This window comes from Dietzia sp. E1, assembly GCF_014145015.1.
GTDB classification, from domain to species: Bacteria; Actinomycetota; Actinomycetes; order Mycobacteriales; family Mycobacteriaceae; genus Dietzia; species Dietzia cinnamea_A.
The window spans coordinates 1-13,468 of the sequence record NZ_JAALDU010000055.1 but is presented as its reverse complement, the minus strand read 5'-3'; the positions used below and the strand labels follow the sequence as shown (position 1 = coordinate 13,468).

The 13,468-nt window shown below is 71.2% G+C and carries 14 protein-coding genes; 5 read left to right on the top strand and 9 right to left on the bottom strand.

Annotated elements, in window-relative coordinates; translation table 11 throughout:
- Nucleotides 1-922 (top strand): lycopene cyclase family protein (locus tag G6030_RS02580; RefSeq protein WP_182642110.1); only part of this gene is annotated, 922 nt, incomplete at its 5' end.
- Here the strand turns inward: G6030_RS02580 and G6030_RS02575 are convergent.
- The 8 genes from G6030_RS02575 to G6030_RS02540 all read right to left on the bottom strand — a co-directional run bounded on the left by G6030_RS02575 (nt 884) and on the right by G6030_RS02540 (nt 8,275).
- A complete protein-coding gene (locus G6030_RS02575; RefSeq protein ID WP_241724109.1) occupies nt 884-1,669 on the bottom strand; it encodes a hypothetical protein in 786 nt (261 codons plus the stop codon). The genes G6030_RS02580 and G6030_RS02575 overlap by 39 nt on opposite strands.
- 167 nt (nt 1,670-1,836) lie before the next feature.
- Nucleotides 1,837-2,307, bottom strand: a complete 471-nt coding sequence (locus G6030_RS02570; protein ID WP_007626475.1) for a metal-sulfur cluster assembly factor — start codon at nt 2,305-2,307, stop codon at nt 1,837-1,839.
- Between the two features lie 6 nt (nt 2,308-2,313).
- Entirely contained in the window at nt 2,314-2,766 is a 453-nt protein-coding gene (gene sufU / locus G6030_RS02565) for a Fe-S cluster assembly sulfur transfer protein SufU (RefSeq protein WP_063935169.1), read from the bottom strand.
- The gene (locus G6030_RS02560; RefSeq protein WP_182642109.1) at nt 2,763-4,025 is read right to left on the bottom strand and encodes a cysteine desulfurase; all 1,263 of its coding nucleotides are present in this window, start codon (nt 4,023-4,025) and stop codon (nt 2,763-2,765) included. Before G6030_RS02560 ends, sufU begins: the two co-directional genes overlap by 4 nt.
- 19 nt (nt 4,026-4,044) lie before the next feature.
- Nucleotides 4,045-4,815, bottom strand: coding sequence for a Fe-S cluster assembly ATPase SufC (gene sufC, locus G6030_RS02555; RefSeq protein ID WP_007626481.1), 771 nt, complete (start codon nt 4,813-4,815; stop codon nt 4,045-4,047).
- A 61-nt stretch (nt 4,816-4,876) separates the two neighbouring features.
- Nucleotides 4,877-6,085 carry a Fe-S cluster assembly protein SufD gene (gene sufD, locus G6030_RS02550; RefSeq protein ID WP_182642108.1) on the bottom strand — a complete coding sequence of 403 codons (1,209 nt, stop codon included), beginning with the start codon at nt 6,083-6,085 and terminating at the stop codon, nt 4,877-4,879.
- Between the two features lie 4 nt (nt 6,086-6,089).
- Nucleotides 6,090-7,541 carry a Fe-S cluster assembly protein SufB gene (gene sufB / locus G6030_RS02545; protein ID WP_182642107.1) on the bottom strand — a complete coding sequence of 484 codons (1,452 nt, stop codon included), beginning with the start codon at nt 7,539-7,541 and terminating at the stop codon, nt 6,090-6,092.
- Nucleotides 7,538-8,275, bottom strand: coding sequence for a helix-turn-helix domain-containing protein (locus G6030_RS02540; protein ID WP_182642106.1), 738 nt, complete (start codon nt 8,273-8,275; stop codon nt 7,538-7,540). The genes sufB and G6030_RS02540 overlap by 4 nt, the downstream gene beginning before the upstream one ends.
- 156 nt (nt 8,276-8,431) lie before the next feature.
- On the opposite strand from G6030_RS02540, the gene mptB reads away from it, so the two are divergent.
- The 4 genes from mptB to G6030_RS02520 are packed head-to-tail and all read left to right on the top strand — an operon-like array spanning nt 8,432 to nt 12,801.
- Nucleotides 8,432-10,018 carry a polyprenol phosphomannose-dependent alpha 1,6 mannosyltransferase MptB gene (gene mptB / locus G6030_RS02535; RefSeq protein ID WP_182642105.1) on the top strand — a complete coding sequence of 529 codons (1,587 nt, stop codon included), beginning with the start codon at nt 8,432-8,434 and terminating at the stop codon, nt 10,016-10,018.
- Nucleotides 10,019-10,043: 25 nt separating this feature from the next.
- Nucleotides 10,044-10,979: an ATP-binding cassette domain-containing protein gene (locus G6030_RS02530; protein ID WP_182642104.1), complete on the top strand. Its 936-nt coding sequence runs from the start codon at nt 10,044-10,046 to the stop codon at nt 10,977-10,979.
- On the top strand, nt 10,976-11,767 hold the full coding sequence (locus G6030_RS02525; RefSeq protein WP_182642103.1) for an ABC transporter permease: 792 nt from the start codon (nt 10,976-10,978) through the stop codon (nt 11,765-11,767). Before G6030_RS02530 ends, G6030_RS02525 begins: the two co-directional genes overlap by 4 nt.
- 38 nt (nt 11,768-11,805) lie before the next feature.
- Entirely contained in the window at nt 11,806-12,801 is a 996-nt protein-coding gene (locus G6030_RS02520; protein ID WP_347238552.1) for a COX15/CtaA family protein, read from the top strand.
- Nucleotides 12,802-13,002: 201 nt separating this feature from the next.
- Here the strand turns inward: G6030_RS02520 and G6030_RS02515 are convergent.
- Nucleotides 13,003-13,468 (bottom strand): hypothetical protein (locus G6030_RS02515; protein WP_187701470.1); only part of this gene is annotated, 466 nt, incomplete at its 5' end.

Genomic DNA, 13,468 nt, shown 5'->3' with positions numbered 1-13,468 from the left:
CGCCCTGCGGCGCGCCCTGCCGCTCGGCGCGGGGGTCACCGTGGAGCGGGAGGCGGTCGACGACGCGGGCCTGCGCGCCCTGACCGCCCGCGCGCACCGCGTGGTGGACTGTCGCGGCGCCGGGGGGCGGCTCAACCAGGGGCCGCTGCAGACGGCGTACGGCATCGTGGTTGACGCCGCGGACGCGGCGCCGGCCCTGGGCGGCGAGGCGGCCCTGTTCATGGACTGGCGCACCGACTATGCGCGTGACCGGGACGACGACGACGACGAGATCGGCCCCAGCTTCCTGTACGCCATCCCCCTGTCCGCGGACCGGGTCCTTCTCGAGGAGACGTGTCTGGCGGGACTGCCCGCCCCGGATCCCGCCGTCCTGGCGAGCAGGCTGCGCTCGCGCCTGGCGGGTCGGGGGGTGTCCCGCGCGGCGATCGAGGAGCCGCTGTCGGTCGAGCGGGTACGCATCCCACTGCTGCCGCGACCGGGCGGATCAGAGGACCCGCTGGTCGAGGCGTTCGGTACCGCGGGCGGGCACGGACACGCGGCGACGGGATATTCGGTCGCGGCGATGCTCGCTGCCGTCCCGGCGGCCGTCCTCGCGCTCGGGGCCGGCTACCCGCTTCCCGAGCCGCGATCCCCTCTGAGCACGACGCTTCACGGTGTGGGCCTGCGGGCTCTGCTCCGTGCGGACGACCGGACCCTCCGGGCGCTGTTCGCGGCGTTCGGGCGCCTCGACGGCCGCCACCAGCGGTGGTTCCTCGACGCGGCGAGCCCGTCATACCAGGTGGCCGCCGCGATGTGGGGCATGTGGGTGAGCATGCCCGTGCGCGACAAGGCCGGGATGGTGGCGGCGGTCCTCCGTCGCCCCGCCCGCGGTCGCGCGACGGCGTCAGGCGGCGCGGGTTCGGAACCCGTCGAAGGTCAGTGACAGGCCGCCCGGACGGCGTACGACGCGGAACATCGACGACAGCGCGACCGCGGCGCTCGCCACGCCCACGAGCTCGAACGTCTCCTCGATGTACATGAGGGTGAGGTAGAGAGTCGACGTCGCGCCCATCTCGCGGTCGACGAGCCCGGTGAGGCTCTCGATCACCAGCGCGCCGGTGAGGAAGATCGCGGCCGCCGCGATCAACGAGAGTGCGACCGGGCGCCGGAGAGCGAGCACCAGCCGGATGAGCACACCGCCGACGATCAGCGCGAGCACGGCGCCGGGGATGACCCAGTTGTAGAACGTGTCGAACGGCAGATGCGGGGCGATCCGGTCCCCCACCACGAAGAGCCGCTCGTGGAGTGCGCCCGCTTCATCGGCGGAGGCGGTCACGGCGACCGCGGAGAAGAGCCACCACGACGCGTGGAAGCGGTCGGTGGTGACGGCGGCGAGGGCCGCCAGGACGCCCACGAGGAGCCAGACCGTCGAGGCGAACCACACCGCCACGGTGCCCTCGGCGCCGATGTCGAACGCGGTCCACAGGAGGTTCCAGACGTGCCAGGGTTGATCGCTGCCCGTGGCGTGCACCATGTAGAGCAGGAAGCCCGACAGCGGCGCGAGCAGGATCGACGGCGGGAGGACCGCTGTGGCCACGGCTCGTGTGAGCCGCGTCCCGGCCGCGGGAACACCGGCCCCGTCGCTGTCGTCCGGTCGGCCCGCGGCCAGGGGGTCAGCGGAAGGTGACATGTCCACAGGGTAAGCCGGTGCCGTACGCGACAGCCAATCCACCGATCCCGGTTCCGGGGGCGCGCCAGCATCCTGTGGCCGGGTGGAACGCCGAACGCCCGCCCCGTCGGAACGGAGCGAGCGCTCGTCGGCTCGCGGCGTCGCGGCGGTGATCGCCGCGAGGCGGGCTACACGGTGAAGCCGATGGCCCTCAGCTGCTCGCGGCCCTCGTCCGTGATCATCTGGGGGCCCCACGGCGGCATCCAGACCCAGTTGAGCTCGAGCTCGTTGACCAGGTCGGAGCCGATGGTCGCGGAGCGGGCCTGGTCCTCGATCACGTCGGTGAGCGGGCAGGCGGCCGACGTCAGCGTCATGTCGATGCGCGCGATCGTCGAACCCTCCGTCTCGCCGGGGCGGACCCAGATGTCGTAGACCAGACCCAGGTCGACGACGTTGATGCCGAGCTCGGGGTCGACCACGTCACGCATGGCCTCCTCGATGTCGGCGACGAGCGCGAGGTCCTCCTCCGACTGCTCGGGCCGGTTGGGGTCCGGGCGGAACTCCCCGTTGTAGGCGGTGCCCGCGGGCGTGTCGTTCTCGGCGGCCGACATGGGGTCGTCGACCGTCGGATCGTTGGCAGGTGTCATCTGCTCGGTCATGTCACATCACTCCTGATGGTGTTCGGTCTGTCGGCCGAGGGCGTCCTTGAACGCCATCCAGCCCAGCAGGGCGCATTTGACGCGCGCAGGGTACCGCGACACCCCGGCCAGGGCGACCGCGTCGTCGAGGACCTCTTCGTCGCCCTCGTCCTGGCCGCGGGAGGAGATCATCGCCTGGAAGGCGTCGACGACCTCCAGTGACTCCTCGACCCGACGGCCCACCAGGAGGTCGGCCATCATCGAGGTCGACGCCTGGCTGATCGAGCATCCCTGTGCGTCGTAGGACACATCCTCCACGGTGGCCAGATCCTCGGACAAGCGCAACCGCAGGGTCAGCTCGTCACCGCACGTCGGGTTGACGTGGTGCACCTCGGCGCCGAAGGGCTCCCGCAGCCCGCTGTGGTGCGGGTGGCGGTAGTGGTCGAGGATGACCTCCTGGTACATCTGCTCGAGTTTCACTTCAGACCACCCCCGTCGACTCCGAAGAACTCCTGGGCACGGCGCAGGGACCGGGCCAACGTCTCGACCTCGTCGAGCGTGTTGTACAGCGCGAACGATGCCCGCACCGTGGACTGGACGCCGAGGCGCCGGTGCAGCGGCCACGCGCAGTGGTGGCCCACCCGCACGGCGACGCCGTCGTCGTCGAGCACCTGGCTCACGTCGTGCGCGTGGATGCCGTCCACCACGAAGGAGACCGCGCCGCCACGGGAGACCATGTTCTCCGGTCCGACGATGCGGACGCCCGGGATCTGCTGCAGCGCCTCGAGCGCGGCCACGGTGAGCGCCTCCTCGTGGCGGGCGATGGTCTCCATCCCCACCGATTCGAGGTAGCGCACGGCCGCGGCCAGGCCGACGGCCTGCGACACCATCGGCACGCCGGCCTCGAACCGCTGCGGCGGCTCGGCGAACGTCGACTCCTCCATCGTCACGGTGGAGATCATCGATCCCCCCGTGAGCACGGGCGGCATCGCGTGGAGCAGCTCGCGACGACCGTAGAGGACGCCGATACCGGTGGGGCCGAGCATCTTGTGTCCGGAGAAGGCGGCGAAGTCGACGCCCAGATCGTGGAAGTCCACGGCCATGTGCGGGACCGACTGGCAGGCGTCCAGCACGACCAGCGCGCCGACCTTCCGGGCCGACTCGACCACGCGGGTCACGTCGGTGACCGCGCCGGTCACGTTGGACTGGTGCGTCACGGCGACGACCTTGACGGCGTCGGTGAGCTCGAGCGAGTCGAGGTCGATACGCCCGTCGTCGGTGACGCCGTACCAGCGCAGGGTCGCGCCGGTGCGCCGGCACAGCTCCTGCCACGGCACCAGGTTCGCGTGGTGCTCCAGCTCGCTGATGACGACCTCGTCGCCGGGGCCGACGGCGTGGTCGCCGAACCGCTGGTCCCCCAGGGCGAACGCCACGAGGTTGAGCCCCTCGGTCGCGTTCTTGGTGAAGACCAGCTCGTCCACGTCGGCCCCGACGAACCGCGCGATGTCGGCGCGGGCGCCCTCGTAGGCGTCCGTGGCCTCCTCCGCGAGCTGGTGCGCGCCACGGTGGACCGCGGCGTTGGAGTGCAGGAGGAAGTCCCGCTCGGCGTCGAGCACCGGGATCGGGCGCTGCGACGTCGCCCCGGAGTCGAGGTAGACCAGGGGCTTTCCGTCACGGACCGTCCGCGACAGGATCGGGAAATCCGCGCGGACTGCTGTCAGGTCGAGGGTCGAGGTCATGTTCTCCCAGCTGTTCCGATCAGGCGGTGGCGGGCGTCAGGTACTTCTCGTACCCGTTCGCCTCGAGCTCGTCGGCCAGCTCCGCGCCACCGGAGGCGGCGATGCGGCCGTCGACGAACACATGGACGGTGTCGGGCTTGATGTACTGGAGGATCCGCGTGTAGTGCGTGATGAGCAGGATGCCGCCGTTCTCCTCCGCCTTGTAGCGGTTGACACCCTCGGAGACCACGCGCAGCGCGTCCACGTCGAGGCCGGAGTCGGTCTCGTCGAGCACGGCGATCTTCGGCTTGAGCAGGTCGAGCTGGAGGATCTCGTGGCGCTTCTTCTCGCCGCCGGAGAAGCCCTCGTTGACGCTGCGCTCGGAGAACGCGGGGTCGAAGTCGAGGTCGGACATGGCCTCCTTGACCTCCTTGACCCAGTGGCGCAGCTTGGGCGCCTCGCCGCGCACGGCGGTGGCCGCGGTGCGCAGGAAGTTGGCGGTCGAAACCCCGGGGATCTCGGTGGGGTACTGCATGGCCAGGAACAGGCCGGCGCGGGCCCGCTCGTCGACCTCCATGGACAGCACGTCCTCGCCGTCCAGGGTCACGGTGCCGCCGGTGACCTCGTACTTGGGGTGGCCGGCGATGACGTAGGCCAGGGTCGACTTGCCGGAGCCGTTCGGGCCCATGATGGCGTGGGTCTGCCCGGACTCGATGGTCAGGTCGACGCCCTTGAGGATCTCGACGGTCTCGGGTGAGTCCTCGGTCGCGGCGACGCGGGCCGTAAGGCCCTTGATCTCGAGAGTGGTCATTGGTGTGCTCGCAATCTGTGTGAGAAGTCTTCGGGGGATGATCGGGGGCTAGCGGGCTCGGTCAGACGCCGGAGGACTGCAGCTCCAGCTCGACGGCCTCGGTGACCCGCTCGCGCACCTCGGGCACGCCGATGCGGTTGATCACCTCGCCGAAGAACCCGCGGACGACGAGGCGTCGGGCGACGTCCTCGGGGATGCCCCGCGACATGAGGTAGAACAGGTGCTCCTCGTCGAACCGGCCGACGGCACTGGCGTGGCCGGCACCGGCGATCTCGCCGGTCTCGATCTCGAGGTTCGGCACCGAGTCGGCGCGGGCGCCGTCGGTGAGCACGAGGTTGCGGTTCATCTCGTACGTGTCGGTGCCCAGTGCCGCAGCCCGGATGAGGACGTCGCCGATCCAGACGGTGTGCGCGTCCGGGAGGTTCGACGAGGCGTCCCCCTGCAGCGCGCCCTTGTACAGGATGCGCGAGGTGCAGTTGGGAACCGAGTGGTCGACCAGCAGGCGGTGCTCGAGGTGCTGCCCGTCGTCGGCGTAGTACAGGCCGTTGAGCGTGACCGTGCCGCCGGGCGCGGTGAACCGCGCGAACGGGGAGATGCGCACGACCTCGCCGCCGAACGTCACCGTGGTGTAGGTCAGCGTCGCGTCGCGGCCGACCTGCAGGTGATGTCCGGCCAGGTGCAGGGCGTCGTCGTCCCAGTCCTGGATGAGGACGACCTCGAGGTGGGCGGAGTCGCCCACGATGAACTCGACGTTCTCGGCGATCGTGCCGCCACCGCGCTGGTCCACGACGAAGGTCGCGTTGGCGAACGGCTCGAGGCGGACCTGGGTGTGGCCGTAGGCCAACTCGCCCTCGCCCGGACCATCGACGGTGACGTACACGGGCTCGTCGAGCACGACCTCCTTGGCGACGGTGATGACCGAGGCCTCGGTGGCCGAGCTGAACGCCTGCGCGGCCACGCGGTCGCGGGGCGCCCCGGCCTCGCCGACGCGCTTGTCGTCCATCGCGACGGTCTCGACGGTGAGGCCCTCCCGCTCGGCGACGGACGCCGTCAGGCGACCGGTCGCGGTGACGTTGGAGCCGTCGTGGAGACCGCGCAGGCGACGCAGCGGGGTGAACCGCCAGATCTCGTCCTTGTGGCTGGGGACCTCGAACGCGCCGACGTCGTACGAGGTGAACTGGTCACCCTTCGTCGCGTCGACGGGGACGCCGTAGCGGTCCGTGAGGGGGGCCGGGGCGGACCCGGTCTCGGGGGTGGTCGTGTCGGTCATGGGGTCAGCCCACCGATCCTTCCATCTGCAGTTCGATCAGGCGGTTGAGCTCGAGCGCGTACTCCATGGGGAGCTCCTTGGCGATCGGCTCGACGAACCCGCGCACGATCATGGCCATCGCCTCTTCCTCGGCCAGGCCGCGGCTCATGAGGTAGAACAGCTGGTCCTGGCTCACCTTGGAGACCGTGGCCTCGTGCCCCAGCGTGACGTCGTCCTCGCGGATGTCGATGTAGGGGTAGGTGTCGGACCGGCTGATGTTGTCCACGAGCAGGGCGTCGCACTCGACGTTGGACTTGGAGCCCTTGGCGCCGGGGTTGATCTGGATCAGCCCGCGGTACGCCGAGCGTCCACCGCCACGCGCCACCGACTTGGAGACGATGTTCGACGAGGTGTTGGGCGCCAGGTGCAGCATCTTGGAGCCGGTGTCCTGGTGCTGGCCCTCGCCGGCGAACGCCACCGAGAGCACCTCGCCCTTGGCGTGCTCACCGGTGAGCCACACGGCCGGGTACTTCATGGTGACCTTGGAGCCGATGTTGCCGTCGATCCACTCCATGGTGGCGCCCTCTTCGGCACGGGCGCGCTTGGTCACGAGGTTGTAGACGTTGTTCGACCAGTTCTGGATGGTCGTGTAGCGGCAGCGGCCGCCCTTCTTGACGATGATCTCGACCACCGCGGAGTGCAGGGAGTCCGACTTGTAGATCGGCGCCGTGCAGCCCTCGACGTAGTGGACGTACGCGTCCTCGTCGACGATGATCAGCGTCCGCTCGAACTGGCCCATGTTCTCCGTGTTGATGCGGAAGTAGGCCTGCAGCGGGATGTCCACGTGGACGCCCTTGGGGACGTAGATGAACGAGCCGCCGGACCACACCGCCGTGTTCAGGGCGGAGAACTTGTTGTCACCAGCGGGGATGACCGAGCCGAAGTACTCCTCGAAGAACTCCGGGTGCTCCTTGAGCGCGGTGTCGGTGTCCATGAAGATGACACCCTGGCTCTCCAGGTCCTCGCGGATCTGGTGGTAGACCACCTCGGACTCGTACTGCGCGGCCACGCCGGCCACGAGCCGCTGCTTCTCGGCCTCGGGGATGCCGAGCTTGTCGTAGGTGTTCTTGATGTCCTCGGGCAGGTCCTCCCAGCTGGTGGCCTGCTTCTCCGTGGACCGGACGAAGTACTTGATGTTGTCGAAGTCGATCCCGGACAGGTCCGAGCCCCACTTCGGCATCGGCTTCTTCTCGAAGATCTTCAGAGCCTTGAGCCGCTTGTCGAGCATCCACTCGGACTCGTTCTTCTTGGCGGAGATGTCACGCACGACCGCCTCGGACAGGCCTCGCTGCGCGGCGGCACCGGCATCGTCCGAGTCGTGCCAGCCGTAGTTGTACTGGCCGATGGAGGCGATCCGCTCCTCATCGGTGGTCGGCTCGGTGACGTCGGCCGTCACCTGATCGGGGGTGATGGTCATCGCACTGTCCTTTCGGCGGTCGGTGCCGGCGCGGATGCGCCGGCCGGTGCGGGGATCGTGGCCGCGAGATCCTCCGCGGTCACGGTCCCGGTCGGGATGTTCGTGGTGCAGGCGCAGTTACCGCCCGCGATGGTCGCGAGACGCTGGACGTGGGTGCCCACTATCTCGGACACCACCTCCTGCTCGGCCTCGCAGAGTTCGGGGAACCGGGAGGCGACGTTCCACACCGGGCAGTGGTGCTGACAGATCTGCAGCCCCCTCCCGGCGTCTTCCACGGAGGACGCGTAGCCCGCCTTCGACAACGCCACGGCGATGTCGGTCGCGGCGCGCTCGACGTCATGGGCCCCCTCGGCCGGTCGGACGTGTCCGATGACCGAGCGCACCCGCTCGCGGGCGAACTCCGAGACCGCCTCCGCGCCGCCGATGCGCCGCAGTGCCGTCAAGGCCTCGACCGCCAGGTGATCGTACCCGTGCCGTGCGGTGCTCCGGCCCGTGGCCGTCACCTGGAACGCCCTGGCCGGGCGACCGCGGGTCCCCGCCGGACGGGTGCGCGCGGCCTCCACCTCGCCAGCCTCGACCAGGTGGTCCAGGTGGCGTCGGACCCCTGCGGCGGTGAGCCCCAGTTCCTGTCCGATCTCGGCCGCGGTCAGCGCTCCGCGTTCCAGCAGGAGCTCCCGGATCGTCGAGCGCGTGTCGGGGCGCGTACCGCTGTCCATCGCGTGCTGCACGCTCATACGCCACTCCCTTCCGGATATGCTCTGTGCGCCCGGGCGGGGCGCACCTCCTGATATTACGCAACACTTTCGTTTCGGAATTATTCCCCCACCCCCGGGCGCGCCCCTCGGGGCGCCGACCTGCCCGACGGCTCCAGGTGGAGGAGGGACGAGACGATGGCACGCGACGTCCCGACACGCGGCGCGGGCTCGGTCACCTCACGGCTCCACACGCAGGAGCGGTCCACCGGCTCCCCGCCGTCCGCGGAGATGGCGCGACTGAGGCGCATCCGGCGCATCGGCACCACGGCGTCCGTCGCTATGGCGGTCGGAGCCCTCGGCGCGGGCGCGCTGCCGGTGCTGCAGAACCCGATCGCCGGTGAGCGCCTCTTCGGGCTCTGGCTCCGCCTCCAGCAGTCCTCGATGACGGTGGTCATGGCCGGGATGGTCGTGGTGACGCTCTGCTGGCTGCTCCTCGCCCCGTACGTGCTGGGGCGCGATCGCCGGGGCCGGATGAGCGGGCGCATCGACCGGGCGACCCTCGACAGGGTGATCGCCTCGTGGGCTCTCCCGCTGGCCCTCGCGCCCCCGATGTTCAGCAAGGACGTCTACAGCTACCTCGCCCAGGGCGCCATCGGCAACGCGCTGGACGACCCCTACGAGCGCGGACCGGTCTCGGCGCTCGGGACCGGCCACGCGCTCACGATCAACGTCCCCGACATCTGGCGCGACACGCCCAACCAGTACGGACCGCTCTACCTGGGCGTACAGAAGGCCATCCACACGCTCACGGGCGACGACGTGGTGACGGGGACCGTCCTGCACCGCGTCGTGGCCGTGATCGGCATCCTCATGCTGGGCTGGGCGGTGCCGCGACTGGCCGAGTACTGCGGCGTGTCGGACGTGGCGGCACTGTGGCTGGCGGTCGCCAACCCGCTCGTGCTGTTCCACCTGGTCTCCGGCATCCACTCCGAGTCCCTGATGATGGGCCTCCTGGCCGTCGGCCTGGTGCTGGCCCTCCGCGCCGTCGACCACGCGGGCCGCGGGCGCGGCACGATCCCGCTCTTCGTCCTGGGCACCGTCCTCATCACCGGGTCGGCCCTGGTCAAGCTGCCGACCATCGTCGCCCTCGGCTTCGTCGGCATGGCACTCGCCCGCCGATGGGGTGGCGACTGGCGGGCCACGATCCGGGCCGCGGCCGTGATGGTCCTCCTCTCGGGCGTCACCACCGGGGTGGCCATGGCCGCCACCTCGTCGGGCCTCGGCTGGGTCACCAAGCTGGGCGCCGCGACCTCGCTGCGGAGCTGGTTGTCCCCACCGACCGCCCTCGGCGTGCTGGTCGGCGGGATCGGTCAGTACCTCGGGCTGGGCGACCACACCGCGCAGATCCTCGTGATGGTCCAGACCGCGGCCCTCGTGATCGCCGGCGCCTTCACCGTCCGCATGCTCTTCGCGGTCCAGGCCGGCCGCATCGACCCGGTGGGCGGGCTCGGGGTCTCCATGGCGGCGATCGTGCTGTGCTTCCCCGTGGTCCATCCCTGGTACATCCTCTGGGCGCTCGTCCCCCTCGCGGCGTGGGCGTCCCGGTGGGAGTTCCGCGTCCCGGTGGTCGCGGTCAGCGCCTTCCTCGCCTGTTTCACCCTGCCGCCCGGCGCGGGGCTGCCGCCGTTCGTCACCGTCCAGGCGTGGACGGCGACGGTCGTGATCGTCGCGGTGCTGCTGATCGCCCTCTTCCGGTGGCCGGGGCTGTTGCGGTACCGCTAGCCGGGCGGGCCTACAATCGGCATCCGTGACCTCATCGACGGACTCCCCCGCACTGCACGTCGAGGGACTCGTCAAGAGGTTCGGCGCCACCACCGCGGTCGCGGGCCTGGACCTGCGGCTCGAACGCGGTCAGGTCATGGCGCTACTCGGACCGAACGGTGCCGGCAAGACCACCACGGTCGAGATCTGCGAGGGCTTCGTGCGCCCCGATGCCGGAACCGTCCGAGTGCTCGGCCTCGACCCGGTGACCGACCGCCAACGCGTGCGCAGCCGCATCGGCATGATGCTGCAGGGCGGCGGCGCCTACCCGGCCGCGCGGGTCGGCGAGATGCTCCACCTCGTCGCCTCCTACTACGCGGACCCCCTCGACCCGGACTGGCTCCTGGGCGAACTCGGCCTCCGCGACCACGTGAGGACCCCCTACCGCCGCCTGTCGGGCGGGCAGCAGCAGCGCCTGTCCCTCGCGATGGCGGTGATCGGGCGGCCGGAGTTGGTGTTCCTCGACGAACCCACCGCCGGCCTCGACGCCCAGTCACGGCGGGCCGTGTGGGACCTCGTCCACGCGCTGCGTCGCGACGGCGCGGCCGTCCTGCTCACCACCCACCTCATGGACGAGGCGGCGTCCCTCGCCGACGAGGTGGTGATCGTCGACCACGGACGGCGCGTCGCCTCGGGCAGCCCGGCGGAGCTCGAACGCGCCGGGACCGCCGAGGGGGTCACCCTCGTCGTCGACGGCGAGGTGTCCCCGTCCCTGCTCGCGGACGTCCTCGGCGGCGAGCACACCGTCGCCGCGGGGACCGCGGCCGGCGTGCTGGAGGTCCACGGCCCCGTCTCCCCCGCCCTCATGACAGCGATGTGCGCCGCGCTCGAGCGGGCCGGCGTGCAGCTCACCTCCCTGGCCACCCGCACCAGGAGCCTCGAGGAGGTCTTCCTCGACCTGACCGGACGGGAACTGCGATGACCCACGCCCCCGAAGACGGAAACCGCTTCGCCCCCGGCACGTTCGCCCGGCCGTCCGCCCCGGCGTCCGTCGCCCGGATGGCCGCGGCACAGACCCGCATGGAACTGGCGCTGTTCCTCCGCAACGGCGAGCAGCTGCTGGTGGCGCTGGTGATTCCCGTCGCCATCCTGTTCGGCCTCACCGCCATCGAGTTCGGCGCCGTGCCCGAACCCCGGATCGACCACGCGATCACCGCGGTGCTGACCATCTCCGTCATGGGGACCGCGTTCACCGGGCAGGCGATCGCCGTCGGCTTCGACCGGCGCTACGGCGCCCTCAAACGCCTCGGCGGCACCCCGCTGCCGCCGGCCGTCATCATCGCGGGCAAGATGCTCGCGACCCTGGTGCTGGTGGCCGGGCAGGCCGTCATCCTCGGGGCCATCGCGGCCGTCCTCGGATGGCGTCCCGACCTCGCCGGGCTCGCGCTCGGTGCCGTGGCGGTGGCCCTCGGCTCGGTCGCGTTCTCCTCGATGGGACTGCTCCTCGGGGGCACCCTGCGCGCGGAGATCGTCCTCGCGTTGGCCAACCTCATCTGGTTCGTCCTCATCGGTGGGGCCGGACTCGCGATCGGGGTGGTCGATCTCCCCACCGCGGTCCACGACCTCCTCGTCGTCGTCCCCTCTTACGCGCTGACCACCGCACTGGTCACCGCGACCGGCGGCGGCGTCCCCGCCCTGGCCGCGCTGTCCCTGGCCCTGTGGACCGCCGTCTGCGGCGGGTTTGCCGTGCGTCACTTCTCGTTCACCTGATAGCAGAGGCCGACGCCGCGCGGCCTAGAATCGGGGCCGTGACCTCGACATCGCACGCCCCGACCTCCGGAGCCCCGGCCGCGCCCGCGTCGAAGGGATCCGGCGGTCCGCTCTCCCGGCTGCCGATGCCGTCCCTGCGGGCCCAGAAGGGCATCGCCCTGGCGAACGTGATCGCCCAGATCGGCATCATGACCACCGGCGTCACCGTCCGCGTGACCGCCTCGGGGCTCGGATGCGAGACCTGGCCGCGCTGCAACCAGGACAGCTTCGTCCCCGTCCCCGGCGCCGGGCCCGCCATCCATCAGGCCATCGAGTTCGGCAACCGACTCCTCACGTTCGTCCTGGTCGCCGTGGCCGCCGCCCTGATCCTCGCGGTCTTCCGCGCGGGGCGACGCACCGAGCTGAAGGTGCTCGCCCTCGCGATGCCGCTGGGAATCGTCGCGCAGGCCGTCATCGGCGGCATCACCGTGCTCGCCGGCCTCGTGTGGTGGACCGTCGCGCTGCACCTCCTGCCGTCCATGCTCCTGGCCTGGGTGGCGGCGGTACTGTACGTCCGGATCGGAGAGGACGACACCGCCCCGCCGAAGCGCGTGGTGCCCCGGCCGCTCGCCTGGCTCACGGCCCTGTCGGCGGTCCTGCTCGCCGGCGTCCTCGCGACCGGGACCATGGTCACCGGCGCCGGTCCCCACGCCGGGGATGCCCGCATCGAGGCCGCCGACCGCCTCCAGCTGCCTATCCAGTGGCTCGTCCACTTCCACGCCGAGCTGATGATCGGCTACGTCTGTCTGCTCATCGGCCTGCTCGGCGGACTCATCGCGTTGCGGACCGAGGGGCCCGCGATCCGGCGGTGCGCGATCCTCATCGGGCTCATCGCCGCGCAGGCGGTCATCGGCATCACCCAGTACCAGCTCGGCGTCCCGGAGGTCCTCGTCGTGGCGCACGTGACCCTGGCCGGCGCGATCACCGCCGTGACCGGCGCCCTGTGGGCCGCCGGGGTCATCCGCGACCGGATCCCCGCGTCCGCCGCACGCTGACCGACCCCGGAGTGGGCGGGCGCCGGAGCGGGCGGGCGCCGGTCGACGCACGCGCCAGCGCCCCGAAACGCCCTGGAACGCCGGAATCCGCTACCCCGGACCCGGATCCGCTACCCCTGTACGGGTAGCGGATCCGTGGGTGGAGTAGCGGATTCTCGCGTTCCGGCGCCGGGCCCGGGAGCGGGTCCGGCGCCCGGGCGGTCAGACCAGGGCGCCCGATCCCGCCATGCGCTTCCAGTGCCCGGCCGGGACATCGGTGCGCGACACGAGCTCGCGGGTCCAATCCGAGCCGGTGAGGCCGGAGATGCCGTCGCGGACCGCCTCGGCCTCGGACAGCGAGTCCACCATCGTGTCCCCGAGGACGCCGTCGGCACCCACGAGGGTGATACGGACGCCGCGGCGACCGACCGGCTGGAGGACGACGTCCGCCGACCCGCCGTGGCGCGCCAGGAACTTCTCCACGAACTTGGCGGTCTTGGCCGGAGGCGTCGGACCAGCGGGAACAGGCGCGGCCTCGATCTTCTCGGCCGGGGCCTTGGCGGCCTTCGGCGCCGGGGTCTTGTCCGATGCCGCGGCGGGCGCGTCCTGCTTCTCGGTCGGCTCGTCCGACGGGGGCACCGCAGCGGGCTGCGACGCGGCGGGGGCGTCGGCCGGGCGATCGGCGGCC

What these genes read in the sequence shown, in the direction of transcription:
- G6030_RS02575 (WP_241724109.1), bottom strand. Translation starts at nt 1,669, where the DNA reads ATGTCACCTTCCGCTGACCCCCTGGCCGCGGGCCGACCGGACGACAGC.
- G6030_RS02570 (WP_007626475.1), bottom strand. Translation starts at nt 2,307, where the DNA reads ATGACCGAGCAGATGACACCTGCCAACGATCCGACGGTCGACGACCCC.
- G6030_RS02560 (WP_182642109.1), bottom strand. Translation starts at nt 4,025, where the DNA reads ATGACCTCGACCCTCGACCTGACAGCAGTCCGCGCGGATTTCCCGATC.
- sufC (WP_007626481.1), bottom strand. Translation starts at nt 4,815, where the DNA reads ATGACCACTCTCGAGATCAAGGGCCTTACGGCCCGCGTCGCCGCGACC.
- sufD (WP_182642108.1), bottom strand. Translation starts at nt 6,085, where the DNA reads ATGACCGACACGACCACCCCCGAGACCGGGTCCGCCCCGGCCCCCCTC.
- sufB (WP_182642107.1), bottom strand. Translation starts at nt 7,541, where the DNA reads ATGACCATCACCCCCGATCAGGTGACGGCCGACGTCACCGAGCCGACC.
- G6030_RS02540 (WP_182642106.1), bottom strand. Translation starts at nt 8,275, where the DNA reads ATGAGCGTGCAGCACGCGATGGACAGCGGTACGCGCCCCGACACGCGC.
- mptB (WP_182642105.1), top strand. Translation starts at nt 8,432, where the DNA reads ATGGCACGCGACGTCCCGACACGCGGCGCGGGCTCGGTCACCTCACGG.
- G6030_RS02525 (WP_182642103.1), top strand. Translation starts at nt 10,976, where the DNA reads ATGACCCACGCCCCCGAAGACGGAAACCGCTTCGCCCCCGGCACGTTC.